The organism is Leptospira perdikensis (assembly GCF_004769575.1).
GTDB classification, from domain to species: Bacteria; Spirochaetota; Leptospiria; order Leptospirales; family Leptospiraceae; genus Leptospira_A; species Leptospira_A perdikensis.
Genome location: NZ_RQGA01000007.1, coordinates 111158 through 137226, shown reverse-complemented (window position 1 = coordinate 137226; position 26069 = coordinate 111158). Strand labels below are relative to the sequence as shown.

The window sequence follows — 26069 nt, the reverse complement described above, 5'->3', positions numbered from 1 at the left end:
ACAATCCCTTATCAAATTCTTTGCATTTTTCACCTAACAAAGTAACGCATGAAATACAAAAAATCTTGCATTGAGAACTCATAGTCTCAAGTTTCATCCATCCCTATGGAATTCTTTAAAATGATCCAAACCGGGCTCACTCTTGTCTGGAAAATTCTTTCCGAAGGAATTAGAGCCAAACTTGCATGGTTTACGGGTACTTTGATTGCCTTAACCATCCTCCTACTTTCCATCATCACTGTCCGCCAACAAACAGCCATCCTCTCTGAAAGTTATGAAAAACAGGCTGCCGTTTCCAAAAACTTTATTGCTAGTTTGGTAATGGAGATTGAGAATATATCGCAAAATTTAATCCGTATCGAAGAATTTAAGTTAAGGATCGAAAGACAAAGAGAAGAACTAAAAAAATACCGAACCGCGAAAGTGGTGACCAAAAAAAAGACAGTTTCTGTGTTTGGATTCAAAACCAATTTGTTTGGATCCCTCGGTACCTCAAAAGTAGTAAAGAAGGTAGATACATTTTTCTCCGTTTATTTAACCAAAGATGATGTGGCAGTTTTAGAACGCGAGATCCGCCAACAATTACGGGAAGCATCTAACCGAAGTATTAGTGAAAGAGAATGGAATACTTTAGTTAATCTTGCTTCTTCTTATGTTCTGGGTGAAGAAAAGTATTTAGAAGCCCAAAAACAAACTCCTCCCGAAGATCCAGAAGCAAAAACAAATTGGGAAACAAATGTCAAAAATTTAAAAAAGGAAATTCGAAATCATAAATCGCAACTAGATCTATTCATTGCAAAGTTCTATGCTGATTCCAAAAAAAGGAAACTCGAAGAACTAGGCCTCGACACCCAACTCTTTCGAATCCAAACCTTCCCTCTTTCTGCCATGATTCCAGGCGAAACTTCGGTTGCCTCGTTTGATACTCAAATCATAGACAACACTTCCCCTTTAGCAAAAATTGATCAGTTTGACCAAATGGAAGAAAGTTTGGTGGAGTCCTTTCAGCGCCTAGCAGATGATATATCAATACTCGATGAAAATGAAAAACAGTATGTGTATGAATGGCAAGATAGAGAAATCCAAGCCCTCCACTCTCCTCTATTCCGTCATCAAAACTCTACGAAAAGAGCCTTTCATTTAAGCAGTGTTAAATCTAACCTTGGAGATTACAGAGAAGTCATCAAAGAAGACTACCGAATCACAAATGAGCTTACAAGTCTTATCCCCAAACTCAGAGATCGAATTCAATTTTTAAAAAACTCGAAACCTCCTATCCCACCCGCAAAAGATAAACTCTTCACCAGTTTTTATAAATCCTATAACGAACTCATTGGAGAGAGGGATCAAATTTTTGATGCAGTAACAACAAATTATCCGATCCCTTTGGAAAATTGGGAAAAAATTGAATCTTTAAGAAGTTTACGCGATGTCGCTTTGGAAGATTGGATTTTAATGAAATTCAAAACCGATCCTACTGAATATGAAAGGTATTATCAAGATCCGGATTCTCGGGAAACCCAAAGGAATCGTTGGAAAGCCATTCGTAAATGGATCAGTTCCGCCGAACAAGAAACACCAACAAAAGAATTAAAAAAACTTTTCCCTGATGGAAGTTTTGGTCACTCTCGCAGTGAATCAGAAGAAATTATGTGGAAGTTAGATGGAACTCATCTTTTGGAATCCGAAAATGTTCCAAATCTTGTACTCCGAGATAACTTTTCGGGTCTCATTCGTACTCTTGTGGATAGAACGGACGGAATTCGAGCCATCAAAGACAATCGAAATCAGATTGTTTTTACAGCCATTACGATCTGTTTGGTGGCCATAGTATTTGCTATTTTTATTTCTGGTGTGGTAGTTCAAAAAATCAGAAAAATCATTCGAAGTGCTGAAGACGTAGGTCAAGGGAATCTCCATGTCCATTTTGATGATGGTGGCAATGATGAATTTGGCAATTTGACTGTGGCACTCAACCAAATGGTTTCCGGATTAAAAGACCGCGAAAAAATGCGCGGTGTACTTGGAAGTATGGTGGATCCTGTGGTGGTGGGAGAAGCTCTCAAAGATTTAGAAAAGTTAAAGCAAGGAAGTGAAAAAATCATCACAGCCTTCTTTTCTGATATCGCTGGATTTAGTGCCATCTCTGAAAAACTAAATTCAAAAGAACTAGCAAACCTACTGAACGAATATCTATCTGCCATGACCATTATCCTCAAACACCATGATGGTGTTTTGGATAAATACATTGGGGATGCCATCGTTGGTGTTTTTAATGCACCACTGGATGTAGAAAATCATTGTTTGAAAGCAGTTTCTGCGAGTGTAGAAATGCGAGATAAACTAGAAGTTTTAAAAATGGAATGGAAAGAGGAAAATAAATATATCCCGGAAGCCCATACAATGAAGTTCCGCGTTGGATTAAACATGGGTTATGCGAAAGTGGGATTTATGGGAACCGACGCTTTAGCATCTTATACCATGATGGGTGATACCGTCAACTTGGCTGCAAGACTAGAAGCGGCAGGAAAAGATTATGGAGTTTGTATTTTGGTTTCGGAGTTTGTCCAAGATGAAATCAAAGACCATTTTTTCACAAGGAAACTGGACATTGTGCGAGTGAAAGGAAAAACAAAACCTGTCACTCTCTATGAAGTTCGCTCCAAGAAAGGAGACGAAACTGGCGAAGATCATCAATTTGTTGAGGCTTATGAATCTGCCCTTTTCTCGTATTTGAACCGTAAATTTGAGGAAGCGGGGAAAAAATTCTACACCCTTCTCACCACAAACGGCGACGAAGCCTGCAAACTCCTATGGGAAAGATGCCAGTATTACCTCGAAACTCCCCCAGAACCGGACTGGGACGGCGCCTTCACTCGGACGAAAAAGTAGGGAATCTGCGAAATATTTCAATAAAATGGAAATTTCATCCAATAAAGTATAACAAATTCTTGCCTTTTTGGACAAGATTTTTAGAATTGGAATAACTGATCTTACAGGAGACTCACCATGGCACTACGTTTAGGCGATGAAGCACCCAATTTCCAAGCAGAAACTTCGGAAGGCAAAATTGACTTTCATGAATATTTAGGACAAGGATGGGGGATTTTATTTTCTCACCCGAAAGACTACACTCCAGTTTGTACAACAGAACTCGGATACGTAGCAAAAATCAAACCAGAGTTTGAAAAACGAAATGTAAAAGTGATCGCACTTTCTGTTGACCCAGTTGACAGCCACAAAGGTTGGATCTCTGATATCAATGAAACACAAAGTACTACTGTTAACTATCCCATCATTGCAGATGCAGATCGTAAGGTATCCAATCTTTATGATATGATCCACCCGAATGCAAGCGAAACCACTACGGTTCGTTCTGTATTTGTTGTTGGACCTGACAAAAAAGTGAAACTAACTCTCACTTATCCTGCTTCTACAGGAAGAAATTTTGATGAACTTCTACGAGTGATTGATTCTTTACAACTCACTTCTCAGTTCAGCGTGGCAACGCCTGCGAACTGGAAAGACGGAGAAGATACAATCATCGTTCCATCAGTTTCTGATGAAGATGCAAAGAAAAAATTCCCGAAGGGATTTAAAACCATCAAACCTTATTTACGTTACACTCCACAACCGAATAAGTAGTTTTTAAACAAGCGGGTCATTGGCCCGCTTTTTCTCTATCTAAAATTTATGAATATCAAACTCAATCGAATTGACTCCCCTTATGGTTTGGAAGCAAGAAATGAATCTGGCAATTCCATTCGTATCGATGCCTCACCTGAAATCGGCGGAAAAAATTCCGGTCCAAGGCCCATGGAACTTTTAATTATGGGACTTGCTGGTTGTAGTAGTATTGATGTATTGATGATTCTTGCAAAATATAGAATCGAAGTGAAAGACTATTCAGTGGAAGTAGATGCCGAAAGAGAGAAAGTGGAAGAAGCAAATCTCTTTAAGAACATCCATATGAAATTCAAAGTACAAGGCGAATTTAAAGAAGAACAAGTGAAACGTGCCATTGATCTTAGTTTAGAAAAATACTGTTCTGTTGCCAAAACACTCGAAAAAACAGCAAAAATCACCTACGAACTCGAACTCATCACTTAATTGCCAACTGTATCTATCTCTTTCGGGCTTTTCTGGATCTATCCTTGATTCCAGTGGCCTTGTTTACAGCCGATAAAAAACCATAACCTGACTTACACCAAAACGAAATTCTAGTCCAACTATTTTACTTTTGTTCGTTCAAATCCCAATTGTATTCATTATAAGCAATTTTGGCGTCCGGTTTGATCGTTTCCTCAAACCCTTCTTGTACGTACTGAATGAGAGTGGTTTTTTTGGTAAAATCGGTTTGGAACCAATTAAAAATTTTACTTAAGTACAAAGTGTTCGTAGTTTTATCATAATAATTTTTTTTCGGATTTTTTAAAAACCCCAGTTTTGCTGATTGGAGTTGTTTCTCTAATTGATTGGGTGCATACGCTTCCGATACCAAATTGGGACACCCAATAGAAGCACATACAATTGCGAAATGGATTCTTGGTTCGTTAAAATCCTTTCTCAATTTCTCATGTTCAATCCAATCTAAGTGCCTTGATTTCCCAAGAAGGGAGAAAAATTCTTTTTTCCAAGGTATCCCTCGCGCAAGGTTGATTTTGGAAAACGGAGATCCAATATCTGTGATACTTTCCACTGGGTAATGATCTAAAATCAATTTAATGGTAAAGGCATTGTATGCATTGATTAAAAAACTTTGTTTTTCCTTTTCTGTAAATCCTTGGTATTGGGCCTCAGAAACTTTGGATAAAGTATCCAAATATTGTCGAAGGGCACCCTCTTCGGTTTGGATTCCTTTATAGGAAACAAGGCCATTTTTTACATATTTTTTAACTAAAGAGTCCCAAACTAAATGTTTATGATCGAACCCTTGAGCAAAGACCCCTTGTAAAAATCCCATACAAAAGAATGAAATGAGAAAACGTTTCATAATGACCACCCACTGACTTAGACAGATTCAAACTGGTTTACCAGCGAGAATTTTTAAGACAAACTATTCAAATAACGACTGACACCTTGGATGACAGGTGCTGGAATTTCATGGCCTCCGTTAAAAGCGATGAATTCACCCAGAAGCCCAGAATTACGGAGTAACTTTTCTAATTTTTTAGCGCCCGCATAACCAAGAATAGGATCAAATTCTCCATGGGATTGGAAAAAACGTAAAATCGATTTTTTTGGTGCCAATTCTTTCCAAAGTGATTCATTTACAAGAGCCCCTGAAAGGATCATAAGGCCTTTTGATATTTCCTCATTTCTGAGTGTTAGGTCTGTGGCAAGCATGGCCCCTTGAGAAAATCCACCGAGAATCAACTGGTTCCAGGGTACACCAATAGCATCTAACATTAAATATGCCGCCTGTCTTGCAACATCCATCCCTTCTGGATCTTTGTCTGAAAAATTTCGAAAATCATTTTTTCGAATTGCTTCTTCTAAAGCAGCCATGTCAATCGGGAACCATGCCCGCCCCGAATAACCTGGCATAAGTGGAACACTCAAATGTCCGTGGGGAAAAACCCAATTGAATTTTTGATCTGTAACTAAAACTTCATGAATGGGATACAAATCAAAAGCACTTGCACCATATCCGTGAAACAATACAACAGTGGGTGCATCTGGATCACCTTTGACTCGAAGTGCCTGTAAAGGTCCGAGAGATTCTAAATCGTTTTCATTATCTAACATAGTTTAACCGAAAAGTGAAGGTTGATCCTGATTTGTAATATCTAAAGAAAAATTGGTAACAGAGATCCCCAAAAGTCTGATTTTTTTTAATGGATCGATGTTTTCCTTCCAAACAGTTGCCAACAAATTCGAGGATTGTTGGAAAAGGTTGTCTGCCAAGTAGAAAACAGAATCGGAGGAAATAGATTTTTGTTTCACTGTAAAATCTTCAAATTTGATTTTTAAGGTAAGTGTTTTTCCTTGTTTATTCTTACGACCCATCCGTAGTTCCAATTCCTTAGATAAATTCTCCAAAGTGAGTATCAGAAAAGCAAAATCTTCTGAGTCATGGGAAAATGTTGTTTCTACTCCTATGGATTTAGGATCTCGAAAAGGAATCACCTCCCTATCATCAATTCCCCTGACCATCCGATAAAATACAGCTCCCATCTTACCAAATTCTTGGACTAAAAAAGACTCTTCTGCTTTCCTCAACTCTGCCCCCTTTGTGAAACCTAATTGAGACAGTTTTTCATAGGTTTTTTTCCCGATTCCATGAAAACTATATAATGGTATTTCATTTAAAAAATTTTCTTCTTCACCGGGGATAACCACATAAAGTCCGTTAGGTTTATTTTTTTCAGAAGCCATCTTTGCTAAAAATTTATTCTGAGCCACTCCTGCAGAACAAGTAAGCTCAGTACGTTCAAAAATTTTTTTCCTAATTTCTTTAGCGATAGTGCTTGCTAAAGGAATTCCTAATTTATTTGCAGTGACATCTAAGTAAGCTTCATCTAAAGACAAAGGTTCCACTAAATCGGTGTATTCCAAAAAAATGGAACGAATTTCTTTGGAAATGGATTTATATACTTCAAATCTAGGTGGAGTGAAGATGGCATCAGGACAAAGTTTATATGCCTGAAAACAAGGGATGGCAGACCGAACCCCAAATTTTCTTGCCTCATAACTGGCAGCACAGACCACTCCTCTAGAATGCGGAGATCCACCAACCACAACAGGTTTTCCACGCATCTCTGGGAAGTCTCTTTGTTCCACTGATGCATAAAACGCGTCCATATCGATGTGGATGATCTTTTTCATTTATCTATCTTATAGAATCAAACTAAATTAAAAATCTCTTGCCAAATGTTTTTTGCACCAAATCCTTCATGAATTGTGCAAACAAAACAAGCAGCAAAAATTTTGGTTGTTGATGATAACGAAACCAATATTGAAATCATTACTCATATTTTACTAAACCAAGGATATGAAGTGGCAGTTGCCTATGATGGCGAGTATGCCTTAGAACTTGCCGAAGTTTTAGATTTTGACCTAATTTTACTTGATATATTGTTACCGGGACTCAGTGGGCTTGAAGTCGCCAAACGGCTGCTTGGTATGGATAGGTCCAAAAATACTCCCATTCTTTTTTTATCTGCCTTAAACGAAACAGCCGATATTGTGAAAGGTTTAGAAACTGGAGCTGTTGATTACATCACAAAACCTTTCCAAGAAACGGAAATCCTAGCAAGGATACGAACTCATATCAAAATCAAAACTTTAGAAAAAGAAAGAATCGATCTTTTACAAGCCATCCAAAAAGATTTAGAACTAGCAAAATCCAATCAAGAAAATTTAGTAACATTCCAATTTCCACCTTCTCCACTTTATCAAATTTATACTTCCTACAAACCAATGGATTTGGTAGGAGGTGATCTCATCACCTACGACTTATTACCTTCTGGTGATTTAGACATATTATTTGGCGATGTAACAGGTCATGGGATCGCTGCAGCCATGGTGTCTCTAATGGCAATTATTACTTTTAAAACCATGGACAAATCCTTTTTAGCACCAAGTGAAAGTTTGTATTGGATTCATAACAAACTCACCCCCCTTATCAACACTCACTTCATCAGTGCCATTTACCTACGTTATAAAGCTGAGGAAAATCTTTTGTCCTATTCGATGGCAGGACACCATAGTATGTTTTTGATTCGCGAAAAAAAAATCCTCAAACTTGGAACCAAAGGTTTTTGTTTAATGATGTTTCCAGATCAACTCAACGCAGATAACGAAGATATTTTTTTGAAATCAGGGGATCGGTTATTTCTTTTTTCCGATGGAATGTTTGAAGTTCCTAACGATAAAGAAGAGTATTTAGGAGATCATAAATTTACGGAACTCATCGAAAGGCGACTCGACCTACCTTCAAAAGAGTTTCTCGAATCCGTCCAGCATGAAGTCTTAAAGTATTCTGGTGGTAAAGTTGCTGACGATATGACCATGTTATTATTAGAAATCAAATGATAGATGGAATCCTCACAGGTCTTTTTGTTTTTGGATTATTACTCATTGTTTTTTATTATTACAATGCCTTTAGAAAAGAAAAAAAACTGCGACTCATTCTTTTTAGAAAGAATTTGAAAAATTCGGAAGAAATCGAACGCACCATCCGCGAAAAAGAGAAACAATACCAAGACATTTACGATACTGCAAACTCCATCATCATTCGTTGGAGTCCTGATTTTAAAATCCATTCCATAAATCCATACGCTGAAGAATTTTTTCAAATAAACCGAGACTTGGCAGAAGGAAAAGATGTAGTCTTAGATTTATTCCAAATCCCGATCGAAAAATCCAATGAAGTGAAATCCCAATTATGGAACATCTTCCATAGACCTGAACAAAATATTCGCCAAGAGTATGATGTTTTTATTGGAGAACATGACAAACGAACCGTCACTTGGTCCAATCGAATTCTAAAAAACGAGTTTGGATATCCTTACGAAGTTTTATCCATCGGAAACGATATCACCAACAGAAAGATTGCAGAAGAAAACTTAATGAAATCCTATGAAAGGATTTTAGATCTTTATAACAATGCACCCTGTGGTTACCACTCATTTGACAAAGACAACGTCATTGTTTCTATCAATGATACCGAATTAGATTGGCTAGGTTATGCAAGAGAAGAGATTGTTGGGAATTTTACATTCAATGACTTAATGACAGAAAGCAGTCAGGACAAATACAGACTTATTATCAACTCTTTTCCCAACGAAAATTTAACCGGAGTCGAGTTGGAATTTGTAAGAAAAGATAAATCTACTTTTTTTGTGAGTTTAAACTCAACATCTACTTTCGATAAAGATGGAAACTTTATTATTAGTAAGTCAACGGTTTTTGACATTACTGACAGAAAGATCGCAGAAGATAAGTTAAATGATTATTCTCAAAAAATCCAATTACAAAATAAACGATTACAAAAAGCGGTAGAAGCTGCTATCAAAGCCAATCGTTCTAAATCTGTTTTCTTTTCTAAAATCACTCACGAACTCAGAACCCCTCTCCATGCTGTCATCGGGTTTTCTCAAATTTTGGAAAAAGACCCCAATCTTCCAAGCCACTTAAAAGGTTATGTTAACTCTCTCTTTGAAAATGGGGTCCATTTATTAGGAATGATTAACGATATTTTAGATCTTTCCAAAATTGAAGCCGGGAAGATGACAGAAACCAGAGAGAGATTTCCCCTTGTCCAACTTTGGGATACATTATTCTCCATGTTTTCCTATCGTTTTTCTGAAAAATCGATTAGTTTCGAATTGATTGGTGCTGAAAACATCGAATCTTCTTACTACGAAGCAGATATTCAAAAAATTCGCCAAATACTAGTTAACTTGCTCGGGAATACTCTGAAGTTTACAAACCAAGGTTCGGTGAGTTTAGAAATCAAAATTCAAAGTAATCCAGATCAATCTTTTGATTCGGTTCGATTCATTGTAAAAGACACAGGGATCGGGATTCCAAATGACCAATTACATTCTATTTTTGAAGCCTTCCAACAAACAGAACAAGGCAGTTCCTATAAAGAAGGAACAGGATTGGGGCTTTCCATTTGCCAACAGTTAGTCGAATTTCTAGGAGGAACTATCCATGTAAGGAGTACTATTGGTGAGGGTTCGGAATTCTCATTTGAAATTCCTCTCACACGATTAGAGTTAGTTCCAGAAGAATTAAAACAAAAATCTAAAATTGGTCCGATTCATACAAACGAAATTGTACAAGTAACTAAGTTAGAAGAATCCGAGGAAGAATTTGTTCATAGTTTTTTAAATGCTTCCGATCCGGAATTAAAACGACAAATTTTACAATTGATTCGAATCCAAAACTTTGGTCAACTTACAGGGGTACTAAACGCCATCCAAACAGAGGATAAAGGGAAAAAAATCTTAGAACAAAAAGTTCAAAACAAACGATATAAATTTTTAATCGATCTACTTCAATCCTCTAATCCTTCAGAGTGACAATGTCAATTTTTTGATATCCTTTTGATTTTAATAAATCTGTAACCAAAACAAACGAAGCAAACTCTGCTTTTTTATCCACTTCCAATACTACTCTAGATTTACCATCTTCGTTTTCGGGAACAAGAACGGTTAAGGAATCTTTTACTATTTCTTTCCCATCAAAATAAATAATACCTAGATGATTAATCTGAATTTTGAACTTTGGGGATTCTTCACCTATAGAATCAGTTTGAGTTTTAGGAAGATCTAGTTGTAAAGTAGAAGTGGTTTCCGTAAACCTAACAGCTAACATCAAAAAGATTAATAGAATAAACAATACATCGATTAAACTACTAATATCGATGTCGGAATTTGAATTTGATTTACGGAGTTTCATCGGAGTTAGAAAAATCTTTTACCAAAAGCTCTGATATATATCGAATTTTATTTTCGGCGTACCTATGGAAATATAAAGAAGGAATTGCAACAAGAAGTCCAACGATCGTTGTATTCAATGCATCTTTGATTCCCCCTGCAAGTACTTCCAAACTCACCTTTCCTTGCGTTTCCATTGCTCCAAAAGCCGAGTTAATTCCAATCACAGTCCCAAGAAGTCCAAGAAGCATGGACAGAGAAGCTATTGTTGGTAACCAGTGGATGGTTCTTTCCAAAGGAGAAAAAAATAATTCTAATTCAGTCTCTGTGGGTTCTTTCGGAAATATCTCTAACCTGAGATTTCGATCCTTTAATTTATGCAACCCGAGAACCAATCGGAAGAAAAAATAAAAAGAAGTGAGTGAAAAACAAAAAAGAAGGATAAAAATCAAAATTGCGGGAATTGAAAATGTCCAATTCATGGATGTATCGACCTCTATGAACCAATACCAACTGCCATCCCAAGAAAAGAAACCGGAATATGTAAGAACTAATTTTGATGGAATTGCCAAAGCCTATGACAAATTCAATGACTGGAATAGTTTTTTCCTACATCGCATTTGGAAGGATTGGGTGGTCAAAGAGGCCCAAAAGAGCGTTCCGTTCGCAAAATCTGCCCTCGACCTCTGTTGCGGGACAGGAGATATCACCCTTCGGCTCTCGAAGGAACCAAATCTAGAACAAATTGTAGGCCTAGATTTTTCGGAAAAGATGTTAGATTTTGCCATCCATAAAATTCCTCAAGATCCAAGGGTTAACCTTCTTGTCGGAGATGCTATGGACCTGAGCCAATTTTCAACGGCAAGTTTTGACATTGTGACTATGGGGTTTGGACTCAGGAATGTTTCCGATTTAAAAAAATGCCTTATGGAAATCAAACGGGTGTTAAAGAAAGGTGGGGTCTTTGTGAATTTAGATGTGGGGCGTGTGCGACCCAAATTTTTGAAATTCTTTGCCGATTTCTATTTTTTCAAAATGGTACCTCTATTTGGATATTTGCTTTATGGCAGAGAAAATGAGATGTTCGATTACCTTCCCCATTCCTCCAAAACCTATCCAGACCAGGAGAGTTTGGCAAAGATTTTAGAGGAACTTGGATTCCAAGAGGTACGATTCCAGAATTTTGTTTTTGGAAATGCAGTGGCGCATGTGGCAAAAAACTAGACTTTAAAAGAAAGACCTGCTATTCTTGGCTGATTTTAGGAAGGTTTCGTTCATTTTTTTGATCTCTGTTCGTACTTTCCCCAAAAAATCCAATGGATTTCCCTAAATTTTTTGAAATCACCGTTGATTTTTTTGGCATTTTGTCGTTCAATTCCCTATACAGGTAGGACATCTCAACATGAAACGATGGATCATTTTTCTAGCGATACCGCTCTTAGTATTGGACTGTTCCAATAAAAAGAAAGGCGCTTTACTCCTCCCATTTTTGGGACTTGGTGACGGAACCACACAAACAGCTCCTGAAGCTGCCAATACAGGCGACGGCACATTTACTGTGGTTGGATTAGAAACAACAGACCCAAGCCAAATCACGGCTCCAACAGAAACAACCACTCCTACAGATGGTGGTTCGACTAGTGGCGGAGGACAAACAACTACGACTCCTACAACGGAACCTGAAGTTGCCGCACCGACACCAACAACACCAAGTAATCCTGAGCCGGTAACAACAACACCTGCACCAGTAGCAACGGCTCCCACTCCAGCACCTACTACCGTACATAATGAAACCACAACAGTTGTGGTAGACCAAACCAATGGTGGTAATTTTAATTTTGAAACAAATATTACAGTTCCGGTGACAGTGGTTGTCGGGAACGAATCCGGCCCTGTGGCTAACGCACCGGTGACGGTTACAGAAACTACTACAACAGGTGAACCAAATGTGGTAGGAGTTGGAACCACTGATTCCAATGGATCCGTGACCATTCCCATTAGTGTTCCACCAACTGTAACTACAGTAGAGATCAGTGTGATCGGTGTGAATCCAACAACTGGTGAAGTTGTAGAACTTACAGGAACAGCTCCAGTTCAACAACCATCTACTGGTAGTGGTTCTGCAGGAACTGTTGTTGTAGCTCCGGTCGTCAATGTAGACACAACCAATTTCCAACCAGTGAACGGTTGTGTGCAAGCAGTTGATTCTGATTGTGATGGAATTGCCAACGTTTACGATGAATTCCCAGATGATCCTAGTCTGGCTACTACTGCACGTTCTGGTCGATATACAATTGCTTTCGAAGACATGTATCCTTCTGCGGGAGATGCTGACTTAAATGACCATTCCACCGTATTTAGCACAGAGATGGACAAAACACCAGCAAACAAAGTAAAGACGATTCGTGGAACTTACACCCATGTAGCAAAAGGTGCAGGATACAATCATGAACTAAGACTTTCATTGAATGTTCCAACTAATGCAAAAGTGCAAGTGAGTTATTTAGATGGTAGCGGAAAACCATGGAGTGGTTGTGCTGCTGCGCCAAAATACACTGCGAATGCTACAGGAGACTGTACTGGAGGGACTTTAAATTCAGCACAACTCAAACGAGGAGTCCTTCTCCTTCCAAGTTCTGATAAAACACTTTTCGGAAGTAAAAATGCTCCAGCTGCAGGATCAACTTTCACAATCAATGACTTTGTTCGTGGAGTGACTGCACAGGTAACCATTACTTTCGATGAACCAGTAGATTTGAATGCAACTAAGAACCTAGTAGGTGGACATTTGAATTACTTCCTTGCTTTCAACCAAAAAACAGATGGGGTATTTAGACAAATCTACCGTCCCGGTTATTTCACTGATAGCAAAGGTAAAGATTCCTATATAGACAAAACTGGTTTCCCTTGGGCCATCATTGTTCCAGGAATTTTCAATCACCCTACAGAAGGTGCTGACATCCGTAAACCTTCTACCTCGGGTTATATCTTCTTCAACTCTTGGATGCACTCCAATGGTGTGGCTCATAAAGATTGGTATCTACATGTAGACCAAATCCCTGCACCAAACCGTCCTTCCTATGTAGTTCGAGTGAGTGATTTTTATGCTGATAATGGTTTTTCAGCCTACTTAATCAAAGCAGTTCGTAACAATGCTTTGGAAGTTTCGGCAAGTTTGATTGTAATTGGAGCCGCTCTTGGTTTCCTTATGAAAAAACGTTTAGAAAAACAACAAGCAGCTTAATAGAGATACCTACCGCTTGAAAAGAAATCCTTCCTCCAATCCTTGGGGGGAGGATTTTTTGTTTTATGGCCTCTTCTATCCTCCGATTTGCTGATGCAGAGTATTTCCTTTCTGGAAAATTTGAACTCGATTTAGAAACCAATCATCCTATCCTCGTGGATCCTTTATGGCGGGGGACCTTACTCGAAAATCATCTCCACAAGTTTCCACTGCCCGTTCTCAATTCACCTCGTTCCTTTTGTCTTGTCACTTCTGGTTCGACGGGAATTCCAAAAATGGTTTGGAAAGAATGGATAGAAATCGAAACGGAAATCGAGTACTGGACAAAAGAAACCGAAATCAAATCCCTCTTTCAAAATACGGAAGGCGTATTTGTTTCTGTTCCCCTCTGCCATCTTTATGGACTCCTATGGGGGTATTTGATTCCGAAACAACTTGGGGTTCCTGTAAACTTAGGGGCACCGACGACTGCAGCCAAACTTTGGATTACCTCTTCTCCCCAATTACAAACGGCTTTGGATTCCGGGAACTCACTACCAAAAAATGCAGTAGTTTCTGGAATGAAATTCCCCGTACCTCTCGCAAGAACTCTCCGAGACCGAGGTGACCTTTCTGTTTTAGAAATCTACGGTTCGACGGAAACCGGTGCCATGGGTTTTCGAGACCCACTCCGGCAAAACCGGTTCCAAATCCTCAATGGTCTGGAAATAAAATTAGTTCCAGCGGAAGGCACAGAAGAGTCTGAACTCCAGATCAAAAGTCCATTTTTATCCCATAAATCCTTCTTATTGGAAACAAAAGGATGGACACAATACGATATACCACATAATGAATATTATGCGACGAATGATTTAGGAAATTGGTCCGAACGCGGTTGGTATCTTTTTGGAAGAAAGGATCGAATCATCAAACACAAAGGAAAAAGAGTTTCTTTAGACAGAATTGAATCGGAAATTCTCGGGCTCTCATTGCCTGGAAAATTTATTTGTGTCAGCATTCAGGATGACATTGGAGATACTATTGCACTTTTTAGTTCCACAAACCTTACTCCGGCTGAGATTTTTACTACATTACGAAAGGAAATGCCAGAAAGTCATATCCCAAAAGTGATTCTTACCAACCAATCCCTTCCCCTATTACCCAATGGGAAAATTGACTACCCCACCATCACCAAACTATGTAGTAACGAATATGACAACTCAACGGATAAATTTTTATAGTATAACAAAAAGAACTTAAGAAATAGTAGACCAGTCATTCTATATTTTCCAATCTGGACGTATGAGAAACAGAGATATTCTTCTAGAATACAAAGTAAACCCCTTATGGAATTTTTTGGAACAAACTTACGGATTTGAACAAGCTTTTCGTATGTTCAAACCTTATGAAGGTGCCAACATTCTGCCAAAACTTGTGGATGAAAACACAATGGTTGTTACTATGCCACTCATACTATCAAACACGAATTATGTGGGCACTCACTTTGGAGGTTCTCTTTACTCTATGTGTGATCCATTTTTTATGTTTTTACTAATGATGAACTTAGGAAAAGATTATATGGTTTGGGACAAAGGTGCAAAAATCGACTTTGTCAAACCAGGAGAGGGTACGGTCACTGCAACTTTCCATATCCCGAATTCTGAATTTGAGGATATAAAAGAACTTTTAAAAAAAGAGAAAAAAACCATTCGAACCTATGAAACCGAAGTTGTAGGTGAAGACGGAAAAACCGTCGCCAAAATCACAAAGGATTTATACATTCGAAGGTTAGTATAAAAATCTAGAATTGGATTCGGTTGCTGCCGTCAAACTGAGACCTGGGCAATCGAAATTCCAATTTAGATCTAGACTTTAACCGAAGAAAAGAGGCTCCCTTTGGGCATTCTCCCGACCATACATATCCATATTTTGATTCCGCAAATAACTCTTGTTTGAGGGTAGTTCGATCAGAATTTAAAAATAAAACTTCTACTACTGGACTTTTATCAGTAGTTTCTAAAAAAATTCGCCCAGACCTTGCCGACCCAAACTCTGAAAGTTTCCATTCCCATACTTTTCCATGAAACTCGTATTCAAAATTAGGTGACCTTGGAGGAATAGTTGCCGCTGATTGGTATTCTTTTAATTGGATCTTACGATACTCCGATCCAATGCCCAAATCCCAATACCTCTGGGAATAAAACAGTGCGTAATTTAATGGAAGACCTACAGAAAGAATGAGGAGTAAAGGGGAAAACCAAATTGTTTTCCTAAGTTTGTCAAAGGAGGGAGAATACCCCGATCCTTTTTCTCCAAGTAAAACCAAATAAAAACACAGAAAAGCTCCATCAGAATTTTGGATCTGGACTCCGAATAAAAAGGGCAAAATTAGAAGTAAACTTTGTTTCCAAAGCCCTCTCTCCCATAAAAATATTCCGATAAAAAACAAAAAAACGAACAAACCTAAAAATCCTAAATCATGTATCACCCACAAATAGAAGTTAGGTGGAAAGTCGATCATCTCCATAGAAGTTTTTGTTCCAATCCGAAATGGGTCAAGAAGTGCGAGTGGGAAAGATCCAATTCCATTCCCGAGCCAAAGATTATTTTTGATTCCTTCTAGACAGATGGTGAGTAACTCCGTTCGCATAAGATCCATTCTTTGAAGAGCAAGATATGGATTTTGTTTCCAAACCGGGAGTGCAACCATAAAACGTTTAGATAACTCAACAAGATCCCAATCCTTTTTTAAAAAACTAAGTCCGTAGAGTGCACAAAAACCTAAAATAGGTAGGATTAAATACAAAACTACCCTTGTGATTCTTTTTTTTGTGATAGAGATAATCCACAAATCGGTTGTTAGATGGATGATTCCAATGGCACTGGAAATTGTCCATACCACCCAAAATGCTTTCCCCTGTTTCAAACCAAGCCAAGTCACAAAAAGAAAAGAGAGAATGGCAAGAATCAGACTGAATCTTTCTTTGGACTTACGCCAGTTGGTGATGAGTTTCGTGATCCAAAGTGATGAAAGAACAGGCAAAATCCAAGAGGCGGAACCTGAATCTTGGAGGAGCCCTGTAGTTCGGCCTGCCTTCACACTTTCCAAAGTTCCTTCCGAAAAAAATTCCAAACTCCAAATGGATTGGATCGTCATTACAAACAAATTGATGCCAAACCCTAAGAAGATTCCAAACCGCAACTGTTCCGACAAACTGTCCTTAGACGGTGTAGGCATAGACCTTTCTTCAGAAAACAAATACAATACAACCAAAGAGATAGGAATTAAGATCTTACAAGAAAGGCCCATAGCTTCTCTTGAAGAAAGAGAAGGAAAATACAAATATTCCTGAATACCAAGTCCTGTGACCAACCCAAGACCTTGGTATTGTAAAAGACAAAGTAAGGTTAAAACAAAAAGAAAAAAAACAAAACCAAAGTAAGTCGAATACCAAATGGGAAGGATCGATTTCCCCGTGGGATTACGAATCATCCAATCGGTGAGAATTTGTTCCGATTGTTTGGGAAGTGCCGTTTCATTCCTTCCCAATAGAACAAGGATGGTTTCTCTCGTCCAAATTCCAAGAATAGAACCAAGAAACAAACCAACAAGCTGATAGGATCCTACCATCGGCAGTCCCGATAAAAAGGGAAGCCTGAGAAAGGTAAACACTCCAAGTGCAGTGAATATCCTTCCCCATTTCCTTTGGTAAAGCTGTGGAAAGAATCCAAAGGAAAATTGTAAAAGAAAAGAGGGAAAGAAGTGAGTGCCGGGAACCGGTTCCACATACCGATGGAGGGTCCACAGAGAGAAGGTACAAAAGGAAAAGAAAACGAGATCAGAAAAAGGTAAAGAGCGTAGTCGGCCTAGAAAACTCACGATAGAAAGAGTTTAGAGCCTGGCGTAGTGAATCAATTGTAAATTTTAAGGAATCGGGAGAAATCGTAAGTGAGGAAAAAGGGAATTATTTGAAAGAATAAAGGGGACTCCCTTAATCCAGAGAATCCACGTCCATTCCCGTTGCAGGATAAGCAGACAACGAATCCATACGGTATCCACCGGCACGGTTACGGCTTTTCGCCATTTGTTCTGCAAATTCTACAGTAAATCTTGTCCACGGAATGGCCTTGAGTCTTGCGATCGGAATTTTTTTCTTAGTTCCTTCGCAGATCCCGTAGGTTCCGTTTTCAATTTTTTCTAACGCAAGTTCGATCTCACGCAGAGTTTCAATTTCATTTTCAGTCAAAACAGAAGTTAAGGCTTCTGAATTGAGTTCGGATGCAATGTCTGCAATATCTCCCATCTCTTTCAATCCAGAAGGAGAACTTGTGTCTTCCCATTGGTTGAGTTTGATGAGAAGGGACTCTTTTTTCTCTTGGAGGAGCTCACGCACCTCTTCGATGAACTTTTTGTCCACTCCCTTCTCTGCTGATGAAGATTTTGCAGCTGGTTTCGGCATCTTAATCCTTAGACTTTGGATTCCTTGTGATCAGTATGTGATTTGCAAAATTTGCAATATTTTTTAGTCACAAGTTTTTCCGACTTTGTCTTCTTATTTTTAGTCTGGAAGTAATTTGACCGCCCAGGTATCGCACATGGGACACAGGTTAGTTTTATGATTTCTCTCATAATTTATGCCATGACGTACCGACCCCATATATAGTCAATCGACAATAGCGGGATTTTTTGACTCCCTTCGGAAATAGGTAGCAAATAAACTCCCAAGAAGCGAATGAGTCAAACTCGATAATGCACTAGGAATTGCGGTGCTCGGATCTAGGAAATGGGTCTTGGCAAGCACAGCTCCCAACCCAGAATTTTGCATCCCCACTTCAATCGAGATGGTTTTTGCGGTCTTTGTATTCTTTGTCAAATACCAACTGAAAATTCCACCAAGACCAAACCCACCTAGATGCAGAAGGATCACAGCAAAAAAGATACGAAAGTCTGAGTTAAGGATGGTTCCTTTCCCACTGGCAATGATCGAAGCCACAATCATCGCAATGAGCAAAACGGAGAGAACAGGAAAGAATTCCTGGATCTCTTTTGTAAGTTTCGGAAAAAGCGATTTTAAAAAAAGACCAAGAGCAACGGGAACTAAAATTACCTGGAAGGTGGTGATCACAAGACCCAAACGATCAATCTCCAATCGACTGCCAATCAATAGGGCTACAAGAAACGGTGTCATAAGAATTCCAAGGATAGTAGACACAGATGTGAGAGTCACACTCAAAGGAACGTCCGCCTTTGATAGAAAGGTAATGACATTGGATGCTGTACCACCAGGACAACAAGAGACAAGGATGAGTCCGACGGCGTATGCTTCAGGCAATTGAAAGAGATATCCCAATGAAAATCCAAGGATAGGCATGATGGTATATTGTAAAACAGTTCCAATGAGAATGGGTTTTGGTTGTTTTAAAATTCGAATGAAATCCTCGGCCTCTAGGGTCAAACCCATCCCAAGCATAATGGCACCAAGACTATAAGTGATCCAAGGCCCCTTAAACCAAATGATCTTTTCTGGATATAAAAATCCAACACCTGCAACGACAAGAAGGACGAGCGGAAACGCATTCACAATCAGCTTCAAAATTTTTGTGACCATATAATGGATTAGCTCCCTACTTAATTTTGTTTTAAGTATTCTTCTAAGGCAACTTTCACTCGGGCCACATGTTCTTCTTCAATCGCAATATGAGGAGCCATTCGGAGTCGTCCCAATCGTACGGCTGCAGTAATTTTCCTTTGTTTTAAAAAGGCCTGGATGGCTTCTGGTTGGAACTTGGAAGGATCTTTATGACCATTGATGGCAAGAATTCCTGTCTTCACATTGGGAAAAGAATCAGATTCTAAAGTAAAACCTAAGTCGTGCAGAGCGTCTTTAAACATTCCCGCCACTTCATAAATCCTTTCCCTCACCCGAGAAAACCCAAGAGTCGACAACATCTTTAATGATGCATAAAAATAAATCCAATCATTGAAGTTGATTGTACTTTGTTCAAATTGGTCGGCTGCTGGTTTCCATTCGTTTCTGTAAGGAAAATAACTGGAGTCGTTCACAACACTAGCTTGGCCTTTGAAAATAAGTTTGAATCCATTGGATTCTTCTTTGGATAAGTATACAACTCCAAGCCCGAGAGGTCCCAGTAACCACTTCCAAGCAGCAAAGGCGCAAAAAGCCACTTTTGTTTTTCCAAAATCAAGGTCAATATGGCCTACCGCTTGGCTTCCATCGATCACAAGTTTGGTATGATTGGTTTCGCAAAGTTTGGAAACAACATCCATATCAAATGCCACACCCGTGCACCAATGAACAGGCGATAGGCTAAGAATATGTACGTCCCCTTTTTCTAATTCATTTTTGAGGTTGGTTAAAAACTCGTCGGGAGTTTTACCCACAGGAATAAATTCTAAACCAACCCCCTTTTCTTTCCAATGTTCCCAAGGATATACATTACTCGGATATTCATTTTCCAGAACTAAAATTCGTTTTCCTTTGGGAATCTGAATGCTATGGGAATAAAGATTGATCCCCTCACTCGTGTTATGTACAATCCCAATTTCAGATGGATCACAATGCAAAATTTCTGCGATGTATTTTCGGATGGCAGCTTTGATCGTCGGTTCAGCAAAACTCGGGGCAAAGATTCCAAACCTAGAATATTCTTGAAAATAGAGATTCATCATCTCGATAGCGTAGGTGGAGACCGGAGTAGTCCCACAATAATTCAACCAAACGGAATCGGATTGGACGGGAAAGTACTGGGAGATCCCTTTCCAGTTTGCAAAAGGTGGGAAGGACGGAAGTTCAGAGTGATTAGGAAGCATTCAAAAATAGAAATATCTGAAGCGACAGAAGAGAAAAGTAAAAAAAAATGGGACCGTGCTCTCTTCACGAATTTACCTCTCTCGTTCGGCGTTTAGCCATAATATCGCCCTATTTCGCAAACTGATCGGACCAAAAACCAAGTTTACTGCCATTATCAAATCCAACGCTTATGGGCATGGGTTACTTGCTACCGCCTCGATCGCCCTCGATGCCGGTGCTGACTATTTGGGTGTTAACTCTTTAGAAGAAGCTCTATCCATTCGCCGTGTATTTACCAAAGCCACCATCCTCATTATGGGAAGTATTCCCGACCTAAAAGAAAGAAAGGAATCTTTAGCCGATGAAAATTTTTGGGTGATGGTCTCTCGCATTGAAGAAATTGAAATTTTATCCAAACTTTCCCCTACTCCCAAAATTCATTTGAAAGTGGATACAGGAATGTCGAGACTTGGGATCCCTACCAGTGATGCAGAAGTCCTTGCCAAAGAAATTTTTGAAAAGAAACTTCCGCTCTCAGGGATTGCCACCCACTTTGCGAGCACAGAAGATTTTACAGAACATAGTTATTCTATGTTACAATTGGGAAGGTTTCAAGACACCATTGATACCTTCGCTAAACACGGGTTTATTGACCTGATTTGCCATTGTGCTTCGTCTGCTTCGGCAATGTTATTTTCAGAAGCAAGAATGGATTTGGTTCGAGTTGGAATTTCTCTCTACGGACTTTGGCCGAGTTTAGAAACAAAACTCTCTTTATCTCTTATGAAAAAAGATGTGGGGATGTTAAAACCAGCACTCAGTTGGAAAACACAAATCCAACACATCCAAAACCTAAACCAAGGTACATTTATTGGATATGGATCCACTTATAAAACCACTCACGATACGAAATTAGCAGTTGTTCCCGTCGGATACTATGAGGGGCTTGATCGGAAACTTTCGAATCATGGATACATGTTGGTACATGGCGAACGGGCTAAAATTTTAGGAAGAATTTGTATGAACATGACAATGCTTGACATCACTCATATTCCTGACGCAAAACTAGGAGACGATGTGGTGATTCTAGGTAAGTCAGGAAATGAAATGATTTCCGCAGATGACCATGCCGCTTGGACGGGAACCATTAACTACGAAGTGGTAACAAAAATTCTAAGTTCTTTTCCCCGTATCATTGAAGACTAGAGGATCTTATGTCAGAAAGACAAATATATAATTGGAAAAATCATAGACTCACTTACGTTAAACATAAGTCGCTCAATCCCAAAGCCAAAGAGACGATTGTTCTCATCGGAGGTTGGTGTTCGGCGGCAGGGTATTGGGGCCTCAACATTCCTTTTTTTCGTCAGTTTGGAGATGTCATCGAACTAGACTTAGTCGGGCATTATCCTGCGGAAATTTTTGATCAAAAAAAAGGACTCACCCTCCAAGACTTTTTAGAAACACAAGCTCAAGGAATTTGGGCATCCGCAGGAGAAAAGGACATTACACTCGTTGGTCATTCCACAGGTGGGATGGCTGTCCTTGCCATCGCTTCCTTATTCCCACAACGGATCAAACAAGTCATTTCCATCGCACCTTTTGTCCATGGCCCCATCCCTGGGATTTTGAAAATCGGTGTGGTAGGACTTCGTGCTAATTTAGGAAGTTTTTTTGACTTTGGGTTTAAAGTGGGTAAGTCTCTACCGAAAGCCTTACAAATTGGATTTTCCTACGGGGTTTATGATTCTTCTGCTTTCCATGCAAGAGAAGATATCAAACAATTCCTAAAAGATTACAATCCTCAATTTGAATGTTTGAACCCAAGGTATATCCTGATGATCCTCGAGATGTTAGATAGAACCGACATCAGACCCATTGTATTTGGAAACCGCGTACCCACCCTTATCATGCGGGGAGAAGAAGATCCAGTCATTCCAGGAAAGGATGTAATGGAACTAGAAAGAACCACACCCCATGTCAAAGCAGTTTTATTTTCAGAGTGTGGACACTTTGTACATATGGAAAAACAAAAAGCAGCAGAGAAAGTAATGAAAGATTTTATTCTCATGAAAAAGGTTTCTTCTTCCACGAAAAAATCTTTTTTTTAGAAAAGATCAAAATCAATGTAATAGAAAATCTTTCTTTACATGACTGAATGATTGGGTCTAGATCATCATTTCTAGAACAAACGATGGTTTAAGCTTGGTAATTGGTTTCGAATTTCGTTTAACTTTTGTAAGTCGATATCAGCAATAGCGAAACCTTCTTCTTTGTCTATCTCATCTAAAATTTCTCCCCAAGGCGAAATGATGAGTGAATGTCCGAAGGTTTTACGATTCCCATGTGGGTCGTGAGTTCCGGTTTGTCCGGGTGCTAAAACATACATAAAATTTTCGATCGCACGAGCACGAAGAAGCACATGCCAATGTGCCTCCCCTGTAGGAACCGTGAAAGCTGCCGGTAAAAAACAAAGTTCCACTCCTTTCTCGGAAAGGCTACGAAAGAGTTCTGGAAACCGGATATCGTAACAAATTGCAGAAGAAATTTTACCGTATTCGGTTTGAATGACATCGGGAACTTTGCCCCCACTTTCTGTAGAGTTGGACTCACTATAATTGAATCCGTCACCAACCACTGCATTGAATAAATGAGCCTTATGATAACGAAAGATTTCCTTTCCTTCTGGATTTGTAATGACAGCTGTGTTATAAACCTTTCCTGTAGGTGCCTTGGTTGGAAAACCTCCGCCGAGTAGAAAGATTCCCAGATCTTTTGACGTTTCTTGTAAAAAAGCGTTTGTTTCTTCTTCAATTTGACCAAGGAGATTTTTTTTCTCGGATTCTGTTCCCATAAAAGAAAAGTTTTCAGGAAGTCCAATGACTTTGGCACCGGCACTTGCCGCCTCTTCCACAAGTTGCCTACACTTAGTTAGGTTATTTGAGACTCTTGCTGTACTTGTGACTTGCACTGCGGCGGCTTTAAATTTCATTATCATAAATGAGGACTTTTATGAACCACCATTCTGAAAAAATCAATCATATCTTGGAAGCTCTTCCCTATTTGATCAAATATTCCGGGAAAACCATTGTCATCAAATATGGCGGGGCTGCCATGGTGGAAGAAGAATTAAAAGCATCTTTTGCTGAAGATATTGTACTCCTCAAATATTTAGGGATCAATCCTGTTGTGGTTCACGGTGGTGGACCTGAAATCAATGCTCTTATCAAGTCTCTCAACCTGAATACTCAGTTCATTCGCGGGCACAGGGTCACCGATGAACCCACAATGGAAGTGGTGGAAATGGTTCTCACTGGAAAAGTGAACAAACAAATTGTTTCTCTCATCCAAGAAAAAGGGGGGAAACCAGTGGGTCTATCGGGCAAAGATGGTGGGCTTGCCATCGCAGAAAAATACCTAATGGAAGTGGAAGCCGAAGATGGTAAGGTGCAAAAGGTAGACTTAGGCCTTGTGGGAGAAGTGACGGAAGTAGATCCCAATATTTTACTCACCTTACAACGTGAAGGTTTTATCCCCATCATCTCACCTGTTGCCATGTCCAAAGAAGGACAAACTTTAAATATCAATGCAGACACTATGGCTGGAGCCATTGCCGAAGCCCTGCATGCGGATAAACTGATTTTACTCACTGACACCCCCGGCATCCTAATTGATGGGCAATTGGTAACAGGTCTCAAAAAAGCAGACATTCACGGGTATATAAAAACTGGACAGATCTCCGGTGGCATGATACCAAAAGTAGAATGTTGTTTGAGAGCCATTGACTCCGGTGTCAAAAGAGCCCACATCATCGACGGACGAGTTGCTCATTCCGTCTTAATTGAAATTTTAACCAACCAAGGGATTGGAAGTTTGATCGAACAAGGATAGATTCGGATGCCTACTAAATTACTGACATTAGGTCTGATTTCAGACATTACCAGCCGGATCAATTCTCATGAAGATTTGGATACACTCTTAAGTGAAATTATGGGGATTACTCGGGATGTTTTACAAACTGAAGGTTCTTCCCTGCTCCTTTACGATAAAGAAAATGATCAGTTAGTTTTTAATACAACCAGCGGTTTAAAAGAAGAATCGCTTGCCCACCTAACAGTCCCCAGGGGAAAAGGGATTGCGGGAATGGTACTCGAAACCCTCAAACCAGAAATTGTCAACGATGCTGCAAACGATCCCAGGATCTTCAAAGCGATCGACCAAAAAGTTGGCTATGTCACAAGAAACCTACTCTGTGTTCCCATGATCGCCCAAGGGGAAGTACAAGGTGTACTCGAGGCTGTGAACTCTCTCGACAATCGAGAATTTAATAACAACGATATCAAAATCCTAAAGTACCTTTCTAACCTTGCGGCCATTGCTGTAAAAAATCGTCTTCTCATTGATAGCCTCAATCTACGTGCAAACGAACTGAATGGTTTGTTTCAAATTTCCCAAGCACTTGCCAATATCCAAAGTTCGGATGAATTTATGGACCTAGCAGTCAAAACCATTTCCGAAGTTTTACAGGTAGATCGAGTTTCACTTCATTTTGAAAAGATTGAAAAAAAAGGTTTACCTCGAACGAAATCCAAAGGGTTTTCTGACCAAATCCACGACGAAGATGTAGAAGTTTTATTATTTGCTGATAAATCTGATTGGATGTTCAAAGGGTATAAAATCATAACCGCAAACTCACCTCAAGGGATTCAACTCACTCACAAAGGTCTATTCCAACATAGTATGATTCTTTTCCCCATTCTGAAAAACAAAGAATGGTTAGGTTCTCTAGTGGTTTCCGATAAAACATCTCGAACAAGGTTCGATGAAATGGACATTCGGATTTTACGAACACTTACCAACCAAGTTGGAGAAGCCTACACTGCCTTACAAGTAAAGATACAAAGTGAACGTTTGAAAAACATAGACCGCGACATGCAAGTGGCGGCGATGATTCAAAAACATTCACTCCCCATCATCCCAAAACAATATTCACTATTAGAATTTGATACCTACTACCAAGCCTCACGAGAAATTGGGGGAGACTTTTATGATATGGTGGTTCACGGAAAAGATGAAGTTTCAGTGATCATTGCCGATGTGTCAGGGAAAGGAACTCCAGCCGCACTTTTTATGGAATTTTCGAAAACGGTCTTGCAACAAGAAGTTTCAAAAACCACATCCACAAGTGAAGCTCTCTTCAACGCCAACAATGTTTTACAAGACAAATCTGGATTCCTTATGTTTGTGACGGCGATGCTTGTACGAATCAATATGACTAAAAAAGAATTAATGTATTCTTCTGCAGGTCATAATTTACAAATCATCTATCGTAAAAAACACCATAAAATCCAACACCTTTCAGGGAAAGGCCAACCGATGGGTATCGGAAATTGTGAGTTCTCCGAACATACTGTGAGTTATTTACCAGGTGATTTATTGGTACTTTACACCGATGGTGTGACAGAAGCCATGAATATGAAAGAGGAACTTTTTTCGGAAGAAAGATTAGAGTCTGTAATCTTATCTCATATCAACGATCCTCCAGAAGTGATCAGGCAGGCAATTTTACAAAAAGTCAGTGAATTTGTGGGAGAAGCGGAACCTCATGATGACCTTTCTCTCTTTATTATTCGTCTAAACTAA

24 protein-coding genes are annotated in these 26069 nt (G+C 39.2%); 13 read left to right on the top strand and 11 right to left on the bottom strand.

What is annotated here, in order from left to right; all coding sequences use genetic code 11:
• Positions 1–120: 120 nt before the first annotated feature.
• The 3 genes from EHQ49_RS07755 (at position 121) to EHQ49_RS07745 (ending at position 4110) form a co-directional block, all read left to right on the top strand.
• Complete coding sequence (locus tag EHQ49_RS07755; protein ID WP_135578082.1) at positions 121–2892, top strand: adenylate/guanylate cyclase domain-containing protein; 2772 nt, start codon at positions 121–123, stop codon at positions 2890–2892.
• A gap of 117 nt (positions 2893–3009) precedes the next feature.
• On the top strand, positions 3010–3645 hold the full coding sequence (locus EHQ49_RS07750; RefSeq protein ID WP_135578080.1) for a peroxiredoxin: 636 nt from the start codon (positions 3010–3012) through the stop codon (positions 3643–3645).
• A 48-nt stretch (positions 3646–3693) separates the two neighbouring features.
• Entirely contained in the window at positions 3694–4110 is a 417-nt protein-coding gene (locus EHQ49_RS07745; RefSeq protein ID WP_135578078.1) for an OsmC family protein, read from the top strand.
• 124 nt (positions 4111–4234) lie between these two features.
• On the opposite strand, the gene EHQ49_RS07740 is transcribed toward EHQ49_RS07745, so the two are convergent.
• The 3 genes from EHQ49_RS07740 to dinB are packed head-to-tail and all read right to left on the bottom strand — an operon-like array spanning position 4235 to position 6828.
• Complete coding sequence (locus tag EHQ49_RS07740; RefSeq protein WP_135578076.1) at positions 4235–4993, bottom strand: DUF547 domain-containing protein; 759 nt, start codon at positions 4991–4993, stop codon at positions 4235–4237.
• A gap of 53 nt (positions 4994–5046) precedes the next feature.
• A complete protein-coding gene (locus EHQ49_RS07735) occupies positions 5047–5748 on the bottom strand; it encodes an alpha/beta hydrolase (protein WP_135578074.1) in 702 nt (233 codons plus the stop codon).
• Between the two features lie 3 nt (positions 5749–5751).
• Positions 5752–6828, bottom strand: coding sequence for a DNA polymerase IV (dinB, locus tag EHQ49_RS07730; RefSeq protein ID WP_135578072.1), 1077 nt, complete (start codon positions 6826–6828; stop codon positions 5752–5754).
• Positions 6829–6903: 75 nt separating this feature from the next.
• Here dinB and EHQ49_RS07725 point away from each other — a divergent pair, with 75 nt between their 5' ends.
• Together EHQ49_RS07725 and EHQ49_RS07720 are read left to right on the top strand one after the other, a co-directional pair.
• Positions 6904–8037 (top strand): PP2C family protein-serine/threonine phosphatase, encoded by a 1134-nt coding sequence (locus EHQ49_RS07725; RefSeq protein ID WP_208732184.1) that lies wholly within the window; start codon positions 6904–6906, stop codon positions 8035–8037.
• Positions 8034–10034: a PAS domain-containing sensor histidine kinase gene (locus EHQ49_RS07720; protein WP_135578067.1), complete on the top strand. Its 2001-nt coding sequence runs from the start codon at positions 8034–8036 to the stop codon at positions 10032–10034. The genes EHQ49_RS07725 and EHQ49_RS07720 overlap by 4 nt, the downstream gene beginning before the upstream one ends.
• On the opposite strand, the gene EHQ49_RS07715 is transcribed toward EHQ49_RS07720, so the two are convergent.
• Positions 10018–10413, bottom strand: coding sequence for an ExbD/TolR family protein (locus EHQ49_RS07715; protein ID WP_135578065.1), 396 nt, complete (start codon positions 10411–10413; stop codon positions 10018–10020). The two genes, EHQ49_RS07720 and EHQ49_RS07715, sit on opposite strands and share 17 nt — an antisense overlap.
• Complete coding sequence (locus EHQ49_RS07710; protein ID WP_167482997.1) at positions 10400–10873, bottom strand: MotA/TolQ/ExbB proton channel family protein; 474 nt, start codon at positions 10871–10873, stop codon at positions 10400–10402. Before EHQ49_RS07710 ends, EHQ49_RS07715 begins: the two co-directional genes overlap by 14 nt.
• 16 nt (positions 10874–10889) lie before the next feature.
• On the opposite strand from EHQ49_RS07710, the gene EHQ49_RS07705 reads away from it, so the two are divergent.
• From EHQ49_RS07705 to EHQ49_RS07690, 4 genes are all read left to right on the top strand, one after another.
• On the top strand, positions 10890–11615 hold the full coding sequence (locus EHQ49_RS07705) for a ubiquinone/menaquinone biosynthesis methyltransferase (RefSeq protein WP_135578061.1): 726 nt from the start codon (positions 10890–10892) through the stop codon (positions 11613–11615).
• Between the two features lie 178 nt (positions 11616–11793).
• The gene (locus EHQ49_RS07700) at positions 11794–13635 is read left to right on the top strand and encodes an LruC domain-containing protein (protein WP_135578059.1); all 1842 of its coding nucleotides are present in this window, start codon (positions 11794–11796) and stop codon (positions 13633–13635) included.
• A 65-nt stretch (positions 13636–13700) separates the two neighbouring features.
• Positions 13701–14855: a class I adenylate-forming enzyme family protein gene (locus tag EHQ49_RS07695; RefSeq protein ID WP_135578057.1), complete on the top strand. Its 1155-nt coding sequence runs from the start codon at positions 13701–13703 to the stop codon at positions 14853–14855.
• Between the two features lie 61 nt (positions 14856–14916).
• Entirely contained in the window at positions 14917–15411 is a 495-nt protein-coding gene (locus EHQ49_RS07690) for a YiiD C-terminal domain-containing protein (RefSeq protein ID WP_135578055.1), read from the top strand.
• A gap of 4 nt (positions 15412–15415) precedes the next feature.
• Here EHQ49_RS07690 and EHQ49_RS07685 read toward each other — a convergent pair whose 3' ends face one another.
• The 5 genes from EHQ49_RS07685 to EHQ49_RS07665 all read right to left on the bottom strand — a co-directional run bounded on the left by EHQ49_RS07685 (position 15416) and on the right by EHQ49_RS07665 (position 20446).
• A complete protein-coding gene (locus EHQ49_RS07685) occupies positions 15416–17401 on the bottom strand; it encodes a hypothetical protein (RefSeq protein WP_135578053.1) in 1986 nt (661 codons plus the stop codon).
• 205 nt (positions 17402–17606) lie between these two features.
• Entirely contained in the window at positions 17607–18074 is a 468-nt protein-coding gene (locus tag EHQ49_RS07680; protein ID WP_135578051.1) for a TraR/DksA family transcriptional regulator, read from the bottom strand.
• 8 nt (positions 18075–18082) lie between these two features.
• The gene (gene rpmG, locus EHQ49_RS07675) at positions 18083–18244 is read right to left on the bottom strand and encodes a 50S ribosomal protein L33 (RefSeq protein WP_081431684.1); all 162 of its coding nucleotides are present in this window, start codon (positions 18242–18244) and stop codon (positions 18083–18085) included.
• A 34-nt stretch (positions 18245–18278) separates the two neighbouring features.
• Positions 18279–19223: a bile acid:sodium symporter family protein gene (locus tag EHQ49_RS07670; RefSeq protein WP_135578049.1), complete on the bottom strand. Its 945-nt coding sequence runs from the start codon at positions 19221–19223 to the stop codon at positions 18279–18281.
• 20 nt (positions 19224–19243) lie between these two features.
• A complete protein-coding gene (locus EHQ49_RS07665; RefSeq protein ID WP_135578047.1) occupies positions 19244–20446 on the bottom strand; it encodes an aminotransferase class V-fold PLP-dependent enzyme in 1203 nt (400 codons plus the stop codon).
• A 55-nt stretch (positions 20447–20501) separates the two neighbouring features.
• On the opposite strand from EHQ49_RS07665, the gene alr reads away from it, so the two are divergent.
• Positions 20502–21632, top strand: coding sequence for an alanine racemase (alr, locus tag EHQ49_RS07660; RefSeq protein WP_135578045.1), 1131 nt, complete (start codon positions 20502–20504; stop codon positions 21630–21632).
• 8 nt (positions 21633–21640) lie between these two features.
• Positions 21641–22537 carry an alpha/beta fold hydrolase gene (locus EHQ49_RS07655; RefSeq protein ID WP_135578043.1) on the top strand — a complete coding sequence of 299 codons (897 nt, stop codon included), beginning with the start codon at positions 21641–21643 and terminating at the stop codon, positions 22535–22537.
• A gap of 71 nt (positions 22538–22608) precedes the next feature.
• Here EHQ49_RS07655 and EHQ49_RS07650 read toward each other — a convergent pair whose 3' ends face one another.
• Positions 22609–23418, bottom strand: a complete 810-nt coding sequence (locus EHQ49_RS07650) for a carbon-nitrogen hydrolase family protein (RefSeq protein ID WP_135578041.1) — start codon at positions 23416–23418, stop codon at positions 22609–22611.
• 20 nt (positions 23419–23438) lie between these two features.
• Between EHQ49_RS07650 and argB the strand changes: the two genes are divergently transcribed.
• Together argB and EHQ49_RS07640 are read left to right on the top strand one after the other, a co-directional pair.
• Positions 23439–24317: an acetylglutamate kinase gene (argB, locus tag EHQ49_RS07645; RefSeq protein WP_135578039.1), complete on the top strand. Its 879-nt coding sequence runs from the start codon at positions 23439–23441 to the stop codon at positions 24315–24317.
• A gap of 6 nt (positions 24318–24323) precedes the next feature.
• On the top strand, positions 24324–26069 hold the full coding sequence (locus EHQ49_RS07640) for a SpoIIE family protein phosphatase (RefSeq protein WP_135578037.1): 1746 nt from the start codon (positions 24324–24326) through the stop codon (positions 26067–26069).

Coding starts and splice junctions, on each gene's coding strand:
- EHQ49_RS07755 (WP_135578082.1), top strand. CDS start 121: ATGATCCAAACCGGGCTCACTCTTGTCTGGAAAATTCTTTCCGAAGGA.
- EHQ49_RS07740 (WP_135578076.1), bottom strand. CDS start 4,993: ATGAAACGTTTTCTCATTTCATTCTTTTGTATGGGATTTTTACAAGGG.
- EHQ49_RS07690 (WP_135578055.1), top strand. CDS start 14,917: ATGAGAAACAGAGATATTCTTCTAGAATACAAAGTAAACCCCTTATGG.
- EHQ49_RS07695 (WP_135578057.1), top strand. CDS start 13,701: ATGGCCTCTTCTATCCTCCGATTTGCTGATGCAGAGTATTTCCTTTCT.
- EHQ49_RS07650 (WP_135578041.1), bottom strand. CDS start 23,418: ATGAAATTTAAAGCCGCCGCAGTGCAAGTCACAAGTACAGCAAGAGTC.
- rpmG (WP_081431684.1), bottom strand. CDS start 18,244: ATGAGAGAAATCATAAAACTAACCTGTGTCCCATGTGCGATACCTGGG.
- dinB (WP_135578072.1), bottom strand. CDS start 6,828: ATGAAAAAGATCATCCACATCGATATGGACGCGTTTTATGCATCAGTG.
- EHQ49_RS07680 (WP_135578051.1), bottom strand. CDS start 18,074: ATGCCGAAACCAGCTGCAAAATCTTCATCAGCAGAGAAGGGAGTGGAC.
- EHQ49_RS07670 (WP_135578049.1), bottom strand. CDS start 19,223: ATGGTCACAAAAATTTTGAAGCTGATTGTGAATGCGTTTCCGCTCGTC.
- EHQ49_RS07715 (WP_135578065.1), bottom strand. CDS start 10,413: ATGAAACTCCGTAAATCAAATTCAAATTCCGACATCGATATTAGTAGT.
- EHQ49_RS07665 (WP_135578047.1), bottom strand. CDS start 20,446: ATGCTTCCTAATCACTCTGAACTTCCGTCCTTCCCACCTTTTGCAAAC.
- EHQ49_RS07710 (WP_167482997.1), bottom strand. CDS start 10,873: ATGAATTGGACATTTTCAATTCCCGCAATTTTGATTTTTATCCTTCTT.
- EHQ49_RS07700 (WP_135578059.1), top strand. CDS start 11,794: ATGAAACGATGGATCATTTTTCTAGCGATACCGCTCTTAGTATTGGAC.
- EHQ49_RS07705 (WP_135578061.1), top strand. CDS start 10,890: ATGAACCAATACCAACTGCCATCCCAAGAAAAGAAACCGGAATATGTA.
- EHQ49_RS07745 (WP_135578078.1), top strand. CDS start 3,694: ATGAATATCAAACTCAATCGAATTGACTCCCCTTATGGTTTGGAAGCA.
- EHQ49_RS07640 (WP_135578037.1), top strand. CDS start 24,324: ATGCCTACTAAATTACTGACATTAGGTCTGATTTCAGACATTACCAGC.
- EHQ49_RS07720 (WP_135578067.1), top strand. CDS start 8,034: ATGATAGATGGAATCCTCACAGGTCTTTTTGTTTTTGGATTATTACTC.
- EHQ49_RS07655 (WP_135578043.1), top strand. CDS start 21,641: ATGTCAGAAAGACAAATATATAATTGGAAAAATCATAGACTCACTTAC.
- EHQ49_RS07750 (WP_135578080.1), top strand. CDS start 3,010: ATGGCACTACGTTTAGGCGATGAAGCACCCAATTTCCAAGCAGAAACT.
- argB (WP_135578039.1), top strand. CDS start 23,439: ATGAACCACCATTCTGAAAAAATCAATCATATCTTGGAAGCTCTTCCC.
- EHQ49_RS07735 (WP_135578074.1), bottom strand. CDS start 5,748: ATGTTAGATAATGAAAACGATTTAGAATCTCTCGGACCTTTACAGGCA.